This is a genomic window from Halorussus salinus (assembly GCF_004765815.2).
GTDB classification, from domain to species: domain Archaea; phylum Halobacteriota; class Halobacteria; order Halobacteriales; family Haladaptataceae; genus Halorussus; species Halorussus salinus.
Genome location: NZ_ML974128.1, coordinates 178,844 through 192,007, shown reverse-complemented (window position 1 = coordinate 192,007; position 13,164 = coordinate 178,844). Strand labels below are relative to the sequence as shown.

The window sequence follows — 13,164 nt, the reverse complement described above, 5'->3', positions numbered from 1 at the left end:
CCGCACTAGACGGGGAAACCATTTTTCCCGCGACCCGTCGTACTCGTCGCGTCAGATGCCAATCATCCACTTCGAGGAGGCCGACACCCCCGAGCGAACCCAAATCGGCGAGGGGTTGGTCAAGTTCGCGCGGCAGGCCGACCGACTCGAAACCGGGCGTCCGGACGGCAAGTACTTCCTGAACCACGCGGAGGGCTGTGACGTTGGCGGCGAGCGAATCGAAGCGGGCGGCGAGTTCTTCTTCGACACCGAGACCGGCGAGATTCTCTGCACCGACCACGGTCGCGGGCGGCGCGACGAGCGCGACGAACGGGACGAACGCGACGAGCGGGACGCCGCCCGCGAAGAGTAAGCCGGGCTACTCGTCGCCCAGCACGGCTTCGACCTGCCAGTCAGGCAGGACGAGCAGTTGCTCGTCAGCCGCCAACTCGTCGCTCGTCACGAATTCGAGGCGGTCGCCCCCCGAGACCGAGACGCCGCCCGCCTCCTCGTTCCAGTGGTCGGACACCGCGTCGGGGACCGGGAGCTGTCTACTGTCGTCGTCGATGACGGTGCTGGTCAGGAACCGGACGCCGGGGTCGTTTTGGATGGGGTCGTAGAGCTGAGAAGCGACCACCGCGCCGTCCTTCTCGCGGACGCCCCAGTAGACCTCGCCGCCCTGCTTCACCAGTTCGAGGTTGACGGCCTTCTGTGGCACCGGCACCTCGCGGGTGTTCGCGCTGACTGACGCATCGCCGAGTCGGTCGTAAGAGTCGGACGCCATACCAGAGCGCCCGACGCCCACGCGGTTAGCTCGTACGGCCGCGGGGCCGGGAACGTCACCCTCAAGCCCGAAGCCTATCGACCGACAGAACGATTTTCCCGGCGGCCGACGGACGACACATGACGACTACCTCGGACGCGAGTTCGACCGCTTCCGACGCGAGTTCGACGGACGCGGACGCCGGGCGGAAGCGAGACGCGACGGTCCTCTCCGGTCCCGACGACGACAGCGAGGAGGCCGAGGGCGCGACGACCGACGCCACGGCGGCCGACGAGACGACGGTCGGAGCGCCGACCGACGAAGCCGACGACTCGTCGTCGCTGGCCGACAAACTCGACACCGCGGGGACGATTATCTGGACCGGCTTCCTCGCCGCAATCGTCGTCTTCACGCTGATTCCGGTCGTCGGCCTCGCGGCGGGGTACGCGCCCTTCGACCCGCCGCCGACCCTGCCGTACTTCGCGCTCGTCGGGTTCGCGCTCGTCGGCGCGGCCGCGCTCGTTGGCGGCGCGATACTCGACGTGTAGTCGGGCGAGAACGCGAACGAGACTGCTAACTGACTCGATACGCTACGGGGACCCATGAGCCAGATGGGACCGGCCGAACTCGACGCGCGACTCGCGGACGACGACGTGTTCGTCCTCGACGTTCGCCCGCGGGAGAACTACCAGCGCCGTCACGTCGCGGAGAGCTACAACGCGCCGGTGTACGGCGACCTGCGGCGCGGCGACGCGGCGGCGCTCGACGACCACCTCGACGCGATTCCCGACGACGCCGAGGTCGTGACCGTCTGCAAGGCTGGCGTCGTGGCGAAGAAAGCGACGAGTCGATTGCAAGAGCAGGGCTACGACGCGACGACCCTCTCGGGGGGCTTCCGGGGGTGGCGACACTACGAGGACGAGACGCTCGTCTACCGGGTCGCCTCGGTGGTTCGGGGTCTGCTTCCGTAGATTTGTCGCGGCCCGCAGTCTCTCGGAACGACGAGGAGTCGGGGTAGGCTTTTGGAATCGCGGCGCGCGGGTTCACCCATGAGCAAGACGCCCTTCCGCGAGCGGATGTACCCCTGCGCGCGGTGCAACCGGGACGTGCGCGTCGAGTCGCTGTTGCACCACTTCGCGGCGATACACGACGAGCGACTCGTCTCCGCGAACCGCGACGGGACCGACACCTGCGCGCTCTGCGGAATGGAACTGCCCGGCGACGACGAGAACAACGCGTGGAAACTCCGCGTGCGCCACTTCCGGGACCACCACGGCAAGCGACTGCTGGACACGGACGCGCTCCGGTGAGGCGTCGGCGAGCCAGCGCGAAAAGAAACGCCGGTGACGAGCGGACTGCGACGACCGTCGGAGACGACGGCGACGCGAGGCGACTTACGAGTTGACGTTCGTGACCTCGAAGTAGAAGGTCTCGCGCGTGTCGTCGCCGTAGGTCAGCGTCGCGGCGATGTAGTTGCCGCTGGGTCGCTCTTGGACCGGGTTCACGGTGAGCGCGACGTTACCGTTGTCGTAGAGGCCGAAGTCGGCCTGCCCGGTCGTGCCGGGGTCGTAGACCGCCTTCGTGTCGAGGGCCTTGAGTTTGCCGTCCACCGCGAAGCCATCTTTGCTGTCGGCCGCGCCCGCGGTGTCGCCAGCGAGCGTGACCTCGGCACCCGACCGCTTGATGGTCTCGACCTGCACGTTCGTTTCGAGGGCGAACTCCTCGACGGTGACGGACTCCTCGCCGACGTTTTCGAGCGTGAAGGTCAGGCTCTTCGAGCCGGAGGTTTCCGTGGACGCGCGGGCCATCCGGCCAGCGTCGCCCTCCTGACCGCCGCCGCCCGAACCGGGGTCGGCGCTCGCGTCGGGGTTCGTCTCGTAGATGGTGCCGGAGCTACCGACCGCAACGTCGTTGTCTTTCTGGTCCACGACCGCTTTCAGGTTCTGCCCGGCGGGCGTCTCGTCTTTCGACCACGAACCGTTCGCGCGGTCGAAGACGGCGCCGGAGTTGCCGACCGCGTAGCCGTCGCCGTCGGCCGTCTCCACGTCGCGGAGGCCGGGTTGGCCGATCTTCGTCCGGAACCACTTGGGAGTGCCCTCGGCGTCGGGCTTGTAGTGGTAGACGACGCCCGCGCCGCCGACGACCCGGACGTTCTCCTTCGCGTCGGAGTCGATGCCGTACAGCGACACGTCGGAGTCGGCGATGCCGATGCGGTTCCACGTCGTGCCGTCGCCAGTGTAGTACACCTTGCCGTTGCCGTTGACGAGGTGACCCTTCCGGGTGTCGTGGAAGTCGATGGCCTCGATTCCCGCACCCTGCCCGACGGTGACGTAGTTCCACGTCCCGCTGGCTCCGTTCTCGAAGCTGTAGTAGACGTTGCCGGAGGCCCCCGCGACGTAGACGTTCGCGTCGCCAGCCGGACCCGTGACCGACACGTCCATGAAGTTGTTCGTGGCGTCGTTGGGTGCGGAGTGGCTTTCGAGGTTGCCCGTCTCCACGTCGTACTCGCCGATAGCGCCCGAGGAGCCGACGAACCAGAGGCGCTTGCCGTCGTCGGTCACGTCCGCACCGTAGAGACCGCTCCCGTTGCCGGTCGGGCCGCCGCTGACGACCTTCGTCCAGCCCTCCTCGGTGCGCTCGACGACGATGCCGGAACCGCCGACCGCGAAGGTGTTGCGCGCGGTCTTCTCCACGTCGTAGAGCGTAACGTCAACCGGACTCTCGACGGACTCCCACGTTGCCGACTCGGCGGAGACCGTGCCCGCGCCGAGCGCGGAAGCCGCGACTGCTGTGCCACTCAACTGCAAGAACCGTCGTCGCGTCGGATTGCGTTCGCTCATGGTGCATTCGGCGCTCGTCGGCGGACGACACTTCAAAGCCGGGAGATGTTTTCGGCGTTCAGACCGTTTAAAACCGCTCGTCAGGCCGAGAAAACTGTGGCGAGTTCGCTTCGAGCGGTCGTTTTGATTACGGAAATTAACGCCCGGAAGCGATGAATAAACAATGATATACGAGGCTGTCGCTTATAAGAGCGGTCGGAAAACGAGTGCCGACGCGTCACATCATCACGTACCTTCACCGGAAATCCGTTGCTCGCACGCACGTCGAAAATTCAGCTATAGGACTACCTGTACCGCAAGATACATACTCAGCACAACAAGAAAACGGCGGGATTCGAGGCTCGAACTCCGAGAGTCGGCGACGGACGTTACGAGTTGACGTTCGTGACCTTGAAGTGGAACGTCTCCTGCGTGCCGTCGCCGTACGCCAGTGTGGCCGAGACGAAGCTACTGGCGGGCTTGTCTTCCACGGGGTCGACGGTCAGCGCGACGTTGCCGCCGTCGTAGAGGCCGAAGTCGGCCTGTCCGGTCGTCCCGGCGTCGTAGACCGCCTTCGTGTCGAGGGCCTTCAGTTTGCCGTCCACCGCGAAGCCGTCCTTGCTGTCGGCGCTTCCGACCGTATCGCCGTTCAGCGTGACCTCGGCACCCGACCGCGTGATGGTGCTGACCGGCGCGTCGGTTTCGAGAGCGAACTCCTCGATAGTGACGGACTCCTCGCCGACGTTTTCGAGCGTGAAGGTGAGGCTCTTCGAGCCGGAGGTCTCGGTGGACGCGCGAGCCATCCGGCCAGCGTCGCCCTCCTGACTCCCGCCGCCGGAACTGGGGTCGGCGCTGGCGTCCGGGTTCGTCTCGAAGATGGTCCCGGAGGCACCGACCGCGATGTCGTTGTTCGACTGGTCGATGACCGCCTTCAGGCCTTGGGAGTTCGGAGTGGTGTCTTTCGACCACGAACCGTTCGCGCGGTCGAAGACGGCCCCGGAGTTGCCGACCGCGTAGCCGTCGCCGTCGGTCATCTCGATGTCGCGCAGACCGGGTTCGCCGATCTTCTCCTTGAACCACTCCAGTTTGCCCTCGGCGTTGGGCTTGTAGTGGTAGACCGTCCCGCTCCCGCCGACGACCCACACGTCGTCCGCGGCGTCGGAGTCGATACCGTAGAACGAGACGTTCGAGTCGGCGATACCCGTCTTGTTCCACGACGAGCCGTCGGTGGTGTGGAAGACTTTCCCGTTCCCGTTGATGAGATGACCCTTGCGGGCGTCGTAGAAGTCGATGGCCTTGATGGCCGCGCCCTGTCCGGGCGAGACGTAGTTCCACGTCCCGCTGGCTCCGTTCCGGAAGGAGTAGAAGACGTTGCCCGAGCCGCCCGCGACGTAGACGTTCGCGTCGTCGGCCGGACCCGTCACGGCCACGTCCTTGAAGTTGTTCGTGGCGTCGTTGGGCGCGGAGTGGTTCACCAAATTCCCGGTCTCCACGTCGTACTCGCCGATTGCACCCGAGGAGCCGACGAACCAGAGGCGCTTGCCGTCGTCGGTCACGTCAGCGCCGTAGAGGCTGTTGCCGTTACTGGTCGGCCCGTCGCCGACGACTTTCTTCCAGCCCTTCTCGGTGCGCTCGACGACGACGCCGCCGCCGCCGACCGCGAAGTCGTTGCGCGCCGAGGAGGCAACGTCCCAGAGCGTCACGTCCACCGGACTCGTGACCAGTTGCCACGAGGCGGATTCGGCCGAGACCGCACCCGCGCCGAGCGCGGAGGTTGCAGCGACTGTGCCACTCAACTGCAAGAACCGTCGTCGCGTCGGGTTGCGTTCGCTCATGGCGCAGTCGCCTCTGGTTCGCAGTTGCTATTTCAACCCCGCACACTGTTTCGACCGTTTCGAACTCCGAAATTTACCCGGCGGCGGCCAGAAAGGCCGGGAACCCGTCGTCCGACACGCGTTTTAATTCCAATCGTTAACTACGGGAAAGAGTGATAAATAATGCAAAACAGAGCGACCGCTTAAGTCAAACCCGGAGACGAGACCGCTTTCGCGTTAATTTGTCACGTATTCGCTAGCGGAAATATCGGCTCGCGCGCGTTCGGGCGGCCGGACGGAATCCGGGCGTCGGTGGGTCGCCGACGGGTGGATTTCGCGTGCGGTCTCCGCAGTCGGCGCGACGCGGCGACTCGTGAATCTCGGACTGGCGGCGAGGAGAGACCCGAATAGAGCGTCGAGGAGGAACGTTCGACGGCGCGACGGCTACGACGAGTCGGGAAGGGCCTCGGCACTCATAGGGCTCGTCACGACTGGTTGCCGAGACCAGTTCGGAGCGTGCGCCTCGTCATCGGCCACTTCGTCCTATCCACTCCGGCGAAAAGACCCTTACTCCTCGTGCGGACCGGTGGCGACTTCGGACCCGAGGGAGCGTCGAGTCGCGGACGACTACCGCCGACGCCGAGGAGACTCCCTACCGGTCTCGCTCGTCCGTCCCCGAACACGCGACCGACGCGCCACAGCACGAGGAGCGATACCGCTGGCGCTCTCGCACCAGTTTACACTTGCGGTACCGGCGTCCGACCACGGCCCCGCAGTCGGCGCAGGTCAGGACGTACTTCGGGTCGGCGAAGGGCGGACACCGGACCGTCGCGTCCACCGCGGCGGCGCGCTCGCGGAACGCCTCGCCGTGGTCGGTCGTGCCGTACCGCTGGAACTGCTCGACGTGGACGAGTTCGTGGCGGAGCGTCGCGGTCCACTCGCCCGCGTCGAACGACTCGAACGCGCGCCACGTCAGCGAGAGCGTGCAGGTTCGGAGGTCGTCGCGGTCGGTTCCGGTGCGCTCGGCCGCGGCCGCCCAGTCCATCGGCTCGCCGACCGTCGCCGCCGGAATTTTCGGGCGCTTGACCGCGGCGGCGCGGCGCTTCGCGCGGGTCGAGACCGCCCAGTCCAGCAGGGAGAACTCCACGTCGAGGTCGTACTCGCGGGTCGCCTCGCGGCAGTAGGCCCGCGACCCGAGAATCAACTCCTCGTGGCTCCCGGCGTGGGCCAGCGCCCGGACCGTCGGGGACTCCTCGGGGTCGTCGTCGGGCGCGAGGCGGCGGGTGTCGGTCATGAGGCCTCGTTGGTGGGTCGTCGGACGCCCTCCTCAAGAGCGTTTCCCGAGCGCCGAGCGTCGCGTCACTCCCACCGAAGCGACTCGTCGCGGTCGGTTCCCCGGAGGACGAACGACCCCGGCGCGAGCGTCCGCTTGAGGACCGTCAGAATCCGCAGGACGTAGACCAGCAGGAGGACGAACGGCGCGAGCGTCAACGCGTACGCCGCGCTCACCAGCAGGTAGAGGTTCTCCACGCCGAACAGGGTCCCGTCCACTTGCGGCGCGTCGAACGTGAGGATGAGGTACGCCGCGACGACGAGACCGGGGAGCGCGGCGTACACCATCCCCCGCGAGACGTTGATGAGTTCCCACTGGAAGTACAGCGACTTGAAGAACCCCCGCGTCGGGCCGAACAGTTCCAACAGGTCCATCAGGTCCGAGAGCGCCGCCTCGCCCGACTCCGAGAGTCGGTCGCCGTACTCCCGACGCAGGCGTCTGGCGTCGTTTATCTTCCGCGAGTAGTTGAAGTTCAGAACCGCGGTGACGACGGTGAAGGTGCCGAACTCCTCGTCCTTGAGGTCTTCTTCGACGAGTCGGCACTCCTCGGCGATGCTGTCGGCGAACGCCGCCAGCGGCCGGAGGTCGTCGGCTACCGAGGAGTCGTCGGTTACCGAGGAGTCGTCGGCTCCTGACGGGTCGTCGGCCACCGACGCGCCGTCCGCCGCCGCGGATGCGGCGGCCACCCCCTCGCCGGACCCGTCCCCGCGGTTCGCTGGCTCGTCCGCCTCCGCTTCCCGGCGGGCGACCTCCTCGCGGAGTACCCGCGCTTCCTGCTCGGTCGCTCGCAGGAGCGCCCGGAAGAACGTCGCCGGTTCGGTCGGACTCACGTCGAGGTCGGCGGTCTCCTCGACCCGCTCGCGGAACTCCTTTTGCTCGTGCAGGCGCTCGCTCTGGTCGCCCAGCGACCCGACCTCTTGGGAGATGACCAGTTGGGTGATGGTGAGGATGAGCGTGACGCTCGTGATGATTGCCCCCACGATGGACGCGAACAGCGTCGAGAGTTCGTCGGACCCGAGCAACTTCTCGACGCTACTCGGCCCGAACGTCGAGAGCGCCAGCAACCCGCCGAACAGCCCGACGAGTCCCACCACGGTCACGACGCCCCGATTGGCCTCGATGAGGAGCCAGAGCTTCGCCTCGTTCACCCGTCCGCGCTCCCACATCGTGTCTCCGGGCTCGGTCTCGACTTCGGCCTCGGTCTTCACTTCGCCGGTCGTCGCACCGGTCTCCTCGGACATGCTCTGTCTCCCGACACGCCCCAGACGAACGTGAAGATTTCCGCAGTTCAAGCGCGTGCCCAGTCGGTGTTTCCACACAACGCCTAACCCCGCGTCTACCGTAGTCCCTGTCATGGCGACAGATACCGACACAGACCGCGAGAGCGCCGAGGAGACCCGCGTCTGGCTCGTAGAGCGCACCTACTCCGACGACGAACAGAATCTCGTCATCTTGGTGTACGCGACGCCCGATGGCGACCGGTACTTCCGGAAGGAGCGCGCGCTGACCAGTTTCACCGACGAGCGCGACACCACGGCGGCGCTCTCCGTGCCCGCGGACAACCTCGGCACCGTGGACGACCCCGACGACCGCGAGCAGTACGCCGCCGAGGCCGCGCGGATGGCCGACCTGCACGACCCCGACGACGTGATTTAGAGCATTCTTGCGGTCTATTTCGTCCCGGTTACCTGAATCAATGCGAGAGCGAGAGTCGGGAATAACGCAGTAAAGTCGTAGAAAGCCCCCGCCCGCTCGCGGTCGCTCCGCGACATATCGTCGGCGGTCACGTTCGCTCCGCTCGCGTTCCCTTGCCGATAGCGGTCGCGGAGACGACCACGGGTCTCCGACCCGCGAGCGGGCGGCCCCTTTCAGTCCACCCAAACTGCTGTTCGTGTCACCGAGCGTCTGCTGGCGGTTGCGTCGCCGAGCGCCCGGAAACCGGAAGCGCGGTGACTACTCCTCGATTCGCTCGCGGGCCGCGGCGACGACCAGCGGGAGCGTGATGGTCGCGTCGGCGTAGACCGAGGCGTTGCGCGCGGCCTTCTCCAACTTCCCCCACGACCGGGCCTCGTCCAGCGTCGCGCCCGAGAGGCCGCCGGTCTGTGGCGGGTCCATCGTCAGTTGGACCGCGTAGTCGTACGCCTCCGGCGAGACCAGCATCGTCTGGAGGACGTAGTTCTTCGGCACCCCGCCGCCGACGACCATCGCGCCCGCCTTGTCGGCGTCGAACGCTTGGTCGGTGATGGTCGTCATGTCCGCCAGCGCGTCGAGCGTGAAGTCGGCGGTCTGGGAGTACATCCACGCTTGCAGGCCCAGCACGGAGTCCTGAATCGCCGGACAGTAGATGGGCACGTCGTTCTCGTAGGCGGCGGCCGCGATGCCCGCGCCCTCCGAGACCGCCTCGCGGTCGTTGACCTCGCTGTTTGCCTTCCCGAGCGCCGCGGTCAACTCTTGGATGCTGACCACGCCGTCGTCGGCCGCTCCGTCGCCCTCGACCTGCGGGAAGACCTCCGAGCGCAGGTGGCTCTCGAACAGCGCGAAGTGTTCCTGCGGCAGGTAGACGTTGTAGATTCGGTCCACCTCCTCGTCGCGCAACTGCTCGTCGTGGTCCCGGAGCGTCCGGTCCTCGCCGGGGTCCTCGGTGCCGTGGTGGTGCTTCCCGCCGATGGCCTCGATGGCGTCGTGGGTCAGGTTCGCGCCGGTCGTCACCAGCGCGTCGATGTGGCCGTCCCGAATCAACTCGGCGACGATTTTCCGCATCCCGGTCGGGACCATCGCGCCAGCCAACCCGAAGAAGTTGGTCACGTCGTCGTCCAGCATCTCGGCGTAGATGTCCACCGCCTCGTGGAGGTCGGCCGCGCCGATGCCCGCGTCGCCGTACGAGTCGGCCAACTCGCCGACGGTCATCCCCGCCCGGACCTCGGCGTGGCCGATGGGGTCGTGGTGGAACTCCTCGCGGTCGGGGTCGTGGTGGCCGTGGTCGTCGCCGTCGTGGTCGTCGTGAGAGTCGTCGCTCATACGTGGGCCTCCTCGCGGAGTGGGTTGAATCTCTTGGTTTGCGCGCCGGACACCCCGTCGTCGCGTTCACGCTGGCGAGGAGAACCGACTCGTCGCCGCGGTCGCGTTCGCCGCGCCGGTCGCGTTCCCGACGCTCGCGTTCGGCGGCGCGGTCACGAGCCGTTCGTCCTCGTGGGCCGCGAGCCACTGGCGGTAGGTCTCCGGGTCCACGACGTACACCTGCGCGCGCATCCGGGCGTGGCCGTCGCCGCAGAACTCGGTGCAGTAGCCCCGATACCGACCGTTCTCCAGCGCGCGGGTCAGAATCGTCGTGTTTTGCCCCGGAAACACGTCCTGCTTGAGTCCGAGTTCCGGGACGTACAGCGAGTGAAGCACTTCGTCGGACCTGAGGCGCAAGCGGGCGTCCTCGTCGCGGGGCAGGACCAGCAGGTTCTGGGTCGTCACGTTCGCCGCCGCGTAGTCGAACTGCCAGCCCCACTGGTAAGCCAGCACGTCGATTTCGGCGTCCGGTTCCACGTCCGGCGGCGCGGCCTCCACTTCGGGCGTCGGCGAGATGTACGGACTGGCCAGCACGTTGTACGCCGACCAGCCGACGAACACGAGGACGATGGCGGTGGCCACGGTCCACGTGACTTCCAGCGTCGGGTTCTCGGCGGTCGGCTCGGGGTCGTCGTTGTTCCGGAACCGAATCACGGCGTAGACGAGGATGACCTCCACGAACAGCGTGAGCGGGAGGGCGACGTAGATGAGCTGTAAGTTCAACTGGTCGATGAGGTTCCGGTTGACCGACTGTGCGGCGACCGGTGAGACGGTGGCGACTCCGAGCGCGACGAGTGCCCCGGCGGCGAGTACGCTCCATCGTATCACGGCGCGTCCGCTCGGTCGAGTCGCGCGCGCTCCGCTCTCTCGACTCACTGCGTGTCCCCCCGTCGAGTCCCCATGCACTCCCCCGACAACGGACGCCGTGAAGTAAGTGCCGCCCGTGGCCCCGATTCGCGATACGGCCCGCTCGTGATACCGCCGACCCGTAACACTGCCGACCCGTGGTCCGCGGGAGGGTCGGGGTCGGTCCGGCCCTGTAGTTTTATCCCGATTCGCGCCGACCCCTGCATTCGTGCGTGGGGGACGAACGGGGACACCGATAGCGACGGGGAGACGATGAACGGCCCGACAGTCGAGTTCACGGCGCTCTGTCTGGTCGTGTTCGGCGTCGGCGCGCTCGCTCGCCGGGCGAGGAGACGGGCGCGCGCCGACGGCGGGGAGTATCCCGGCCGCGAAGGATGGTTCGACAGGGAGGCGCTGACCGCTGGCATCGTCCGGTGGACGACGACGACGAACCACCGCGACGTGGGCCTGCTCTACATCGCGTTCGGCACGTTCGCGGCGGTGTGGGGCGGCATCGACGGGATGATGATGCGGACCGAACTGCTGACGCCCGCCGCCGACATCTGGTCGGAAAGCACCTACAACGCGCTCTTTACGACCCACGGGCTGACGATGCTGTTTTTCTTCGTGACGCCCGTCTTCTTCGGCATCGGGAACTACTTCCTCCCGCTGCTGGTGGACGCCGAGGACATGGCCTTCCCGCGGGTCAACGCCATCGGCTTCTGGTTGCTCCCGCCCGCGCTCCTGCTCGCTCGGGCCGGACTCCTCTCGCAGGTGTCGGGGCAGTTCCTCGGACTCCTCGCGCCCGACGCGCTCGCGGAGGTGGTTCGGTTCTTCCAGACCATCGAAGCACCCGGCGTCGGGTGGACGATGTACACGCCGCTGTCGATTACGGTTGAGAACCCGCAGGTCGATTTGCTCCTGCTGGGACTCCACCTCAGCGGCATCGGCACGGTCTTGGGCGCTATCAACTTCGTCGTGACCATCGTCTACGAACGCGGCTCCTCGGTGGAGTGGGAGACCCTCGACATCTTCTCGTGGACGATGCTCACGACGAGCGGCATCGTCATCTTTGCGTTCCCCTTGCTCGGGAGCGCGCTCGTGATGTTGCTCCTCGACCGGAACTTTGGGACGACGTTCTTCACCGTGGACGGCGGCGGTCCGCTGCTGTGGCAACACCTCTTCTGGTACTTCGGCCACCCCGAGGTCTACATCATCTTCCTGCCAGCGACGGGGCTGATGAGCTTCATCCTCCCGAAGTTCTCCCGGCGCGCCCTCTTCGGGTTCAAGTACATCGTCTACTCGACGCTGGCCATCGGGGTCCTCTCATTCGGCGTGTGGGCACACCACATGTTCGCCACCGGAATCGACCCGCGCGTCCGGGCGAGTTTCATGTTCGTCTCCATCGCCATCGCGGTACCCTCCGCCATCAAGGTGTTCAACTGGCTGACGACTATCTGGGACGGGACGGTCCGGCTCACCGCGCCGATGGTCCTCTGTGTCAGTTCCATCGGGATGTTCGTCGTCGGCGGGGTCACGGGCGTCTTTCTGGCGGCCATTCCGGTGGACCTGCTCTACCACGGGACCTACTACGTCGTCGGCCACTTCCACATGATTCTGATGGGCATCATCCCGCTGATGATGTTCGCCGCGAGCTACTACTGGTACCCCATCGTCACCGGACGGCTCTACGACCGGGAACTCGCGCTGTTCCAATCGGTCCTGCTGGTGTTCGGCGCGGTCGTCACGTTCGGGTCGCTCATCGTGTTGGGGTTCATGGAACTGCCGCGCAGACACGCGGTCTACCCCGAGATGTTCGCACCGGTCCAGCAGGTCGCCACTATCGGCGCGTTCCTCATCGGTATCAGCGTCCTGCTGTGGCTCTACAACATGGTCTGGTCGGCGTGGAACGGCCAGCCGGTGCGCTCGGCGGACGTGTGGAATCTGAAGGAAACCGAGCAGTTCACCCGCGAGTGGCAGTGGTTCGAGGAGCAACTCGAACGGAAGTACGCCATCGAACCGACCGAACCCGAGGAGACCCGCTCGGCCGCGGCGACCGAACCGGGCGAGGGGACCCCGCAGGTGCTGACCGACATCACCTCGGTTACGGGCGCGGTTCGGGACAACGCCGCGGTCGCGGCGCTCGGCGGACTAGTCGGCACGCTCCTGCTGTCGGGGGTCCTCTTCCCCGCGACCATCATCGGCGTCTTCGACCTCGCGGCGTTCGCCGACCTCTCGGAACTGGTCGGGTTGCCCCGGAGCATCGCGTTGGGGTACGGCCTGTTTCTGGCGGGCGGGATGACGACGTGGGCGCTGTTGTTCGTCGCCTTGGCGTCGTACCTGCCGGGGCGAGTCCTCGTCGTCCGCGGACTCTCGTACGCGACCATCGTCTCGGCCGGGTTCCTCGTCGCGTTCTACTCGGGCCAGTCGGGCCTCGCGCTGGTCGGCTACGTCGTGTTCACGCTCGTCGCCCACTGGCTCTACGGGTTCGGGCTGGCCGCGACGATTCAGGCGGTGTCGCTCCGGGGTGTCGAGCGATGAGCGGGACCCGCG

11 protein-coding genes and 2 pseudogenes are annotated in these 13,164 nt (G+C 66.7%); 6 read left to right on the top strand and 7 right to left on the bottom strand.

The genetic code is table 11. From position 1 onward, the window contains the following. Nucleotides 1-55 precede the first annotated feature (55 nt). Entirely contained in the window at nucleotides 56-352 is a 297-nt protein-coding gene (locus EPL00_RS09025) for a hypothetical protein (RefSeq protein WP_135853020.1), read from the top strand. Between the two features lie 6 nt (nucleotides 353-358). Here the strand turns inward: EPL00_RS09025 and EPL00_RS09020 are convergent, their stop codons facing one another. Then, nucleotides 359-763: a hypothetical protein gene (locus EPL00_RS09020; protein WP_135853021.1), complete on the bottom strand. Its 405-nt coding sequence runs from the start codon at nucleotides 761-763 to the stop codon at nucleotides 359-361. 119 nt (nucleotides 764-882) lie between these two features. Here EPL00_RS09020 and EPL00_RS09015 point away from each other — a divergent pair, with 119 nt between their 5' ends. From EPL00_RS09015 to EPL00_RS09005, 3 genes are all read left to right on the top strand, one after another. Continuing rightward, nucleotides 883-1,290 carry a hypothetical protein gene (locus EPL00_RS09015; protein ID WP_135853022.1) on the top strand — a complete coding sequence of 136 codons (408 nt, stop codon included), beginning with the start codon at nucleotides 883-885 and terminating at the stop codon, nucleotides 1,288-1,290. Between the two features lie 54 nt (nucleotides 1,291-1,344). Then, nucleotides 1,345-1,713: a rhodanese-like domain-containing protein gene (locus EPL00_RS09010; protein WP_135853023.1), complete on the top strand. Its 369-nt coding sequence runs from the start codon at nucleotides 1,345-1,347 to the stop codon at nucleotides 1,711-1,713. A gap of 78 nt (nucleotides 1,714-1,791) precedes the next feature. Further along, on the top strand, nucleotides 1,792-2,052 hold the full coding sequence (locus tag EPL00_RS09005) for a hypothetical protein (protein WP_135853024.1): 261 nt from the start codon (nucleotides 1,792-1,794) through the stop codon (nucleotides 2,050-2,052). 564 nt (nucleotides 2,053-2,616) lie between these two features. Here EPL00_RS09005 and EPL00_RS09000 read toward each other — a convergent pair. The 4 genes and pseudogenes from EPL00_RS09000 to EPL00_RS08985 all read right to left on the bottom strand — a co-directional run. Further along, nucleotides 2,617-3,582 (bottom strand): annotated as a pseudogene (locus EPL00_RS09000) (twin-arginine translocation signal domain-containing protein); the annotation flags it as partial. An 848-nt stretch (nucleotides 3,583-4,430) separates the two neighbouring features. Then, a pseudogene (locus EPL00_RS08995) lies at nucleotides 4,431-5,396 on the bottom strand (WD40/YVTN/BNR-like repeat-containing protein); the annotation flags it as partial. A gap of 631 nt (nucleotides 5,397-6,027) precedes the next feature. After that, the gene (locus EPL00_RS08990) at nucleotides 6,028-6,669 is read right to left on the bottom strand and encodes a SprT family zinc-dependent metalloprotease (RefSeq protein WP_135853025.1); all 642 of its coding nucleotides are present in this window, start codon (nucleotides 6,667-6,669) and stop codon (nucleotides 6,028-6,030) included. A gap of 65 nt (nucleotides 6,670-6,734) precedes the next feature. Beyond that, nucleotides 6,735-7,949, bottom strand: coding sequence for a hypothetical protein (locus EPL00_RS08985; protein WP_135853026.1), 1,215 nt, complete (start codon nucleotides 7,947-7,949; stop codon nucleotides 6,735-6,737). Between the two features lie 112 nt (nucleotides 7,950-8,061). Between EPL00_RS08985 and EPL00_RS08980 the strand changes: the two genes are divergently transcribed. After that, the gene (locus tag EPL00_RS08980; protein ID WP_135853027.1) at nucleotides 8,062-8,364 is read left to right on the top strand and encodes a hypothetical protein; all 303 of its coding nucleotides are present in this window, start codon (nucleotides 8,062-8,064) and stop codon (nucleotides 8,362-8,364) included. Between the two features lie 297 nt (nucleotides 8,365-8,661). Here the strand turns inward: EPL00_RS08980 and EPL00_RS08975 are convergent, their stop codons facing one another. Together EPL00_RS08975 and coxB are read right to left on the bottom strand one after the other, a co-directional pair. Beyond that, a complete protein-coding gene (locus tag EPL00_RS08975) occupies nucleotides 8,662-9,726 on the bottom strand; it encodes a deoxyhypusine synthase (protein ID WP_135853028.1) in 1,065 nt (354 codons plus the stop codon). 66 nt (nucleotides 9,727-9,792) lie between these two features. After that, entirely contained in the window at nucleotides 9,793-10,593 is an 801-nt protein-coding gene (coxB, locus tag EPL00_RS08970; RefSeq protein ID WP_202932585.1) for a cytochrome c oxidase subunit II, read from the bottom strand. Nucleotides 10,594-10,884: 291 nt separating this feature from the next. Between coxB and EPL00_RS08965 the strand changes: the two genes are divergently transcribed. After that, nucleotides 10,885-13,152, top strand: coding sequence for a DUF6789 family protein (locus tag EPL00_RS08965; RefSeq protein WP_135853029.1), 2,268 nt, complete (start codon nucleotides 10,885-10,887; stop codon nucleotides 13,150-13,152). Nucleotides 13,153-13,164 lie beyond the last annotated feature (12 nt).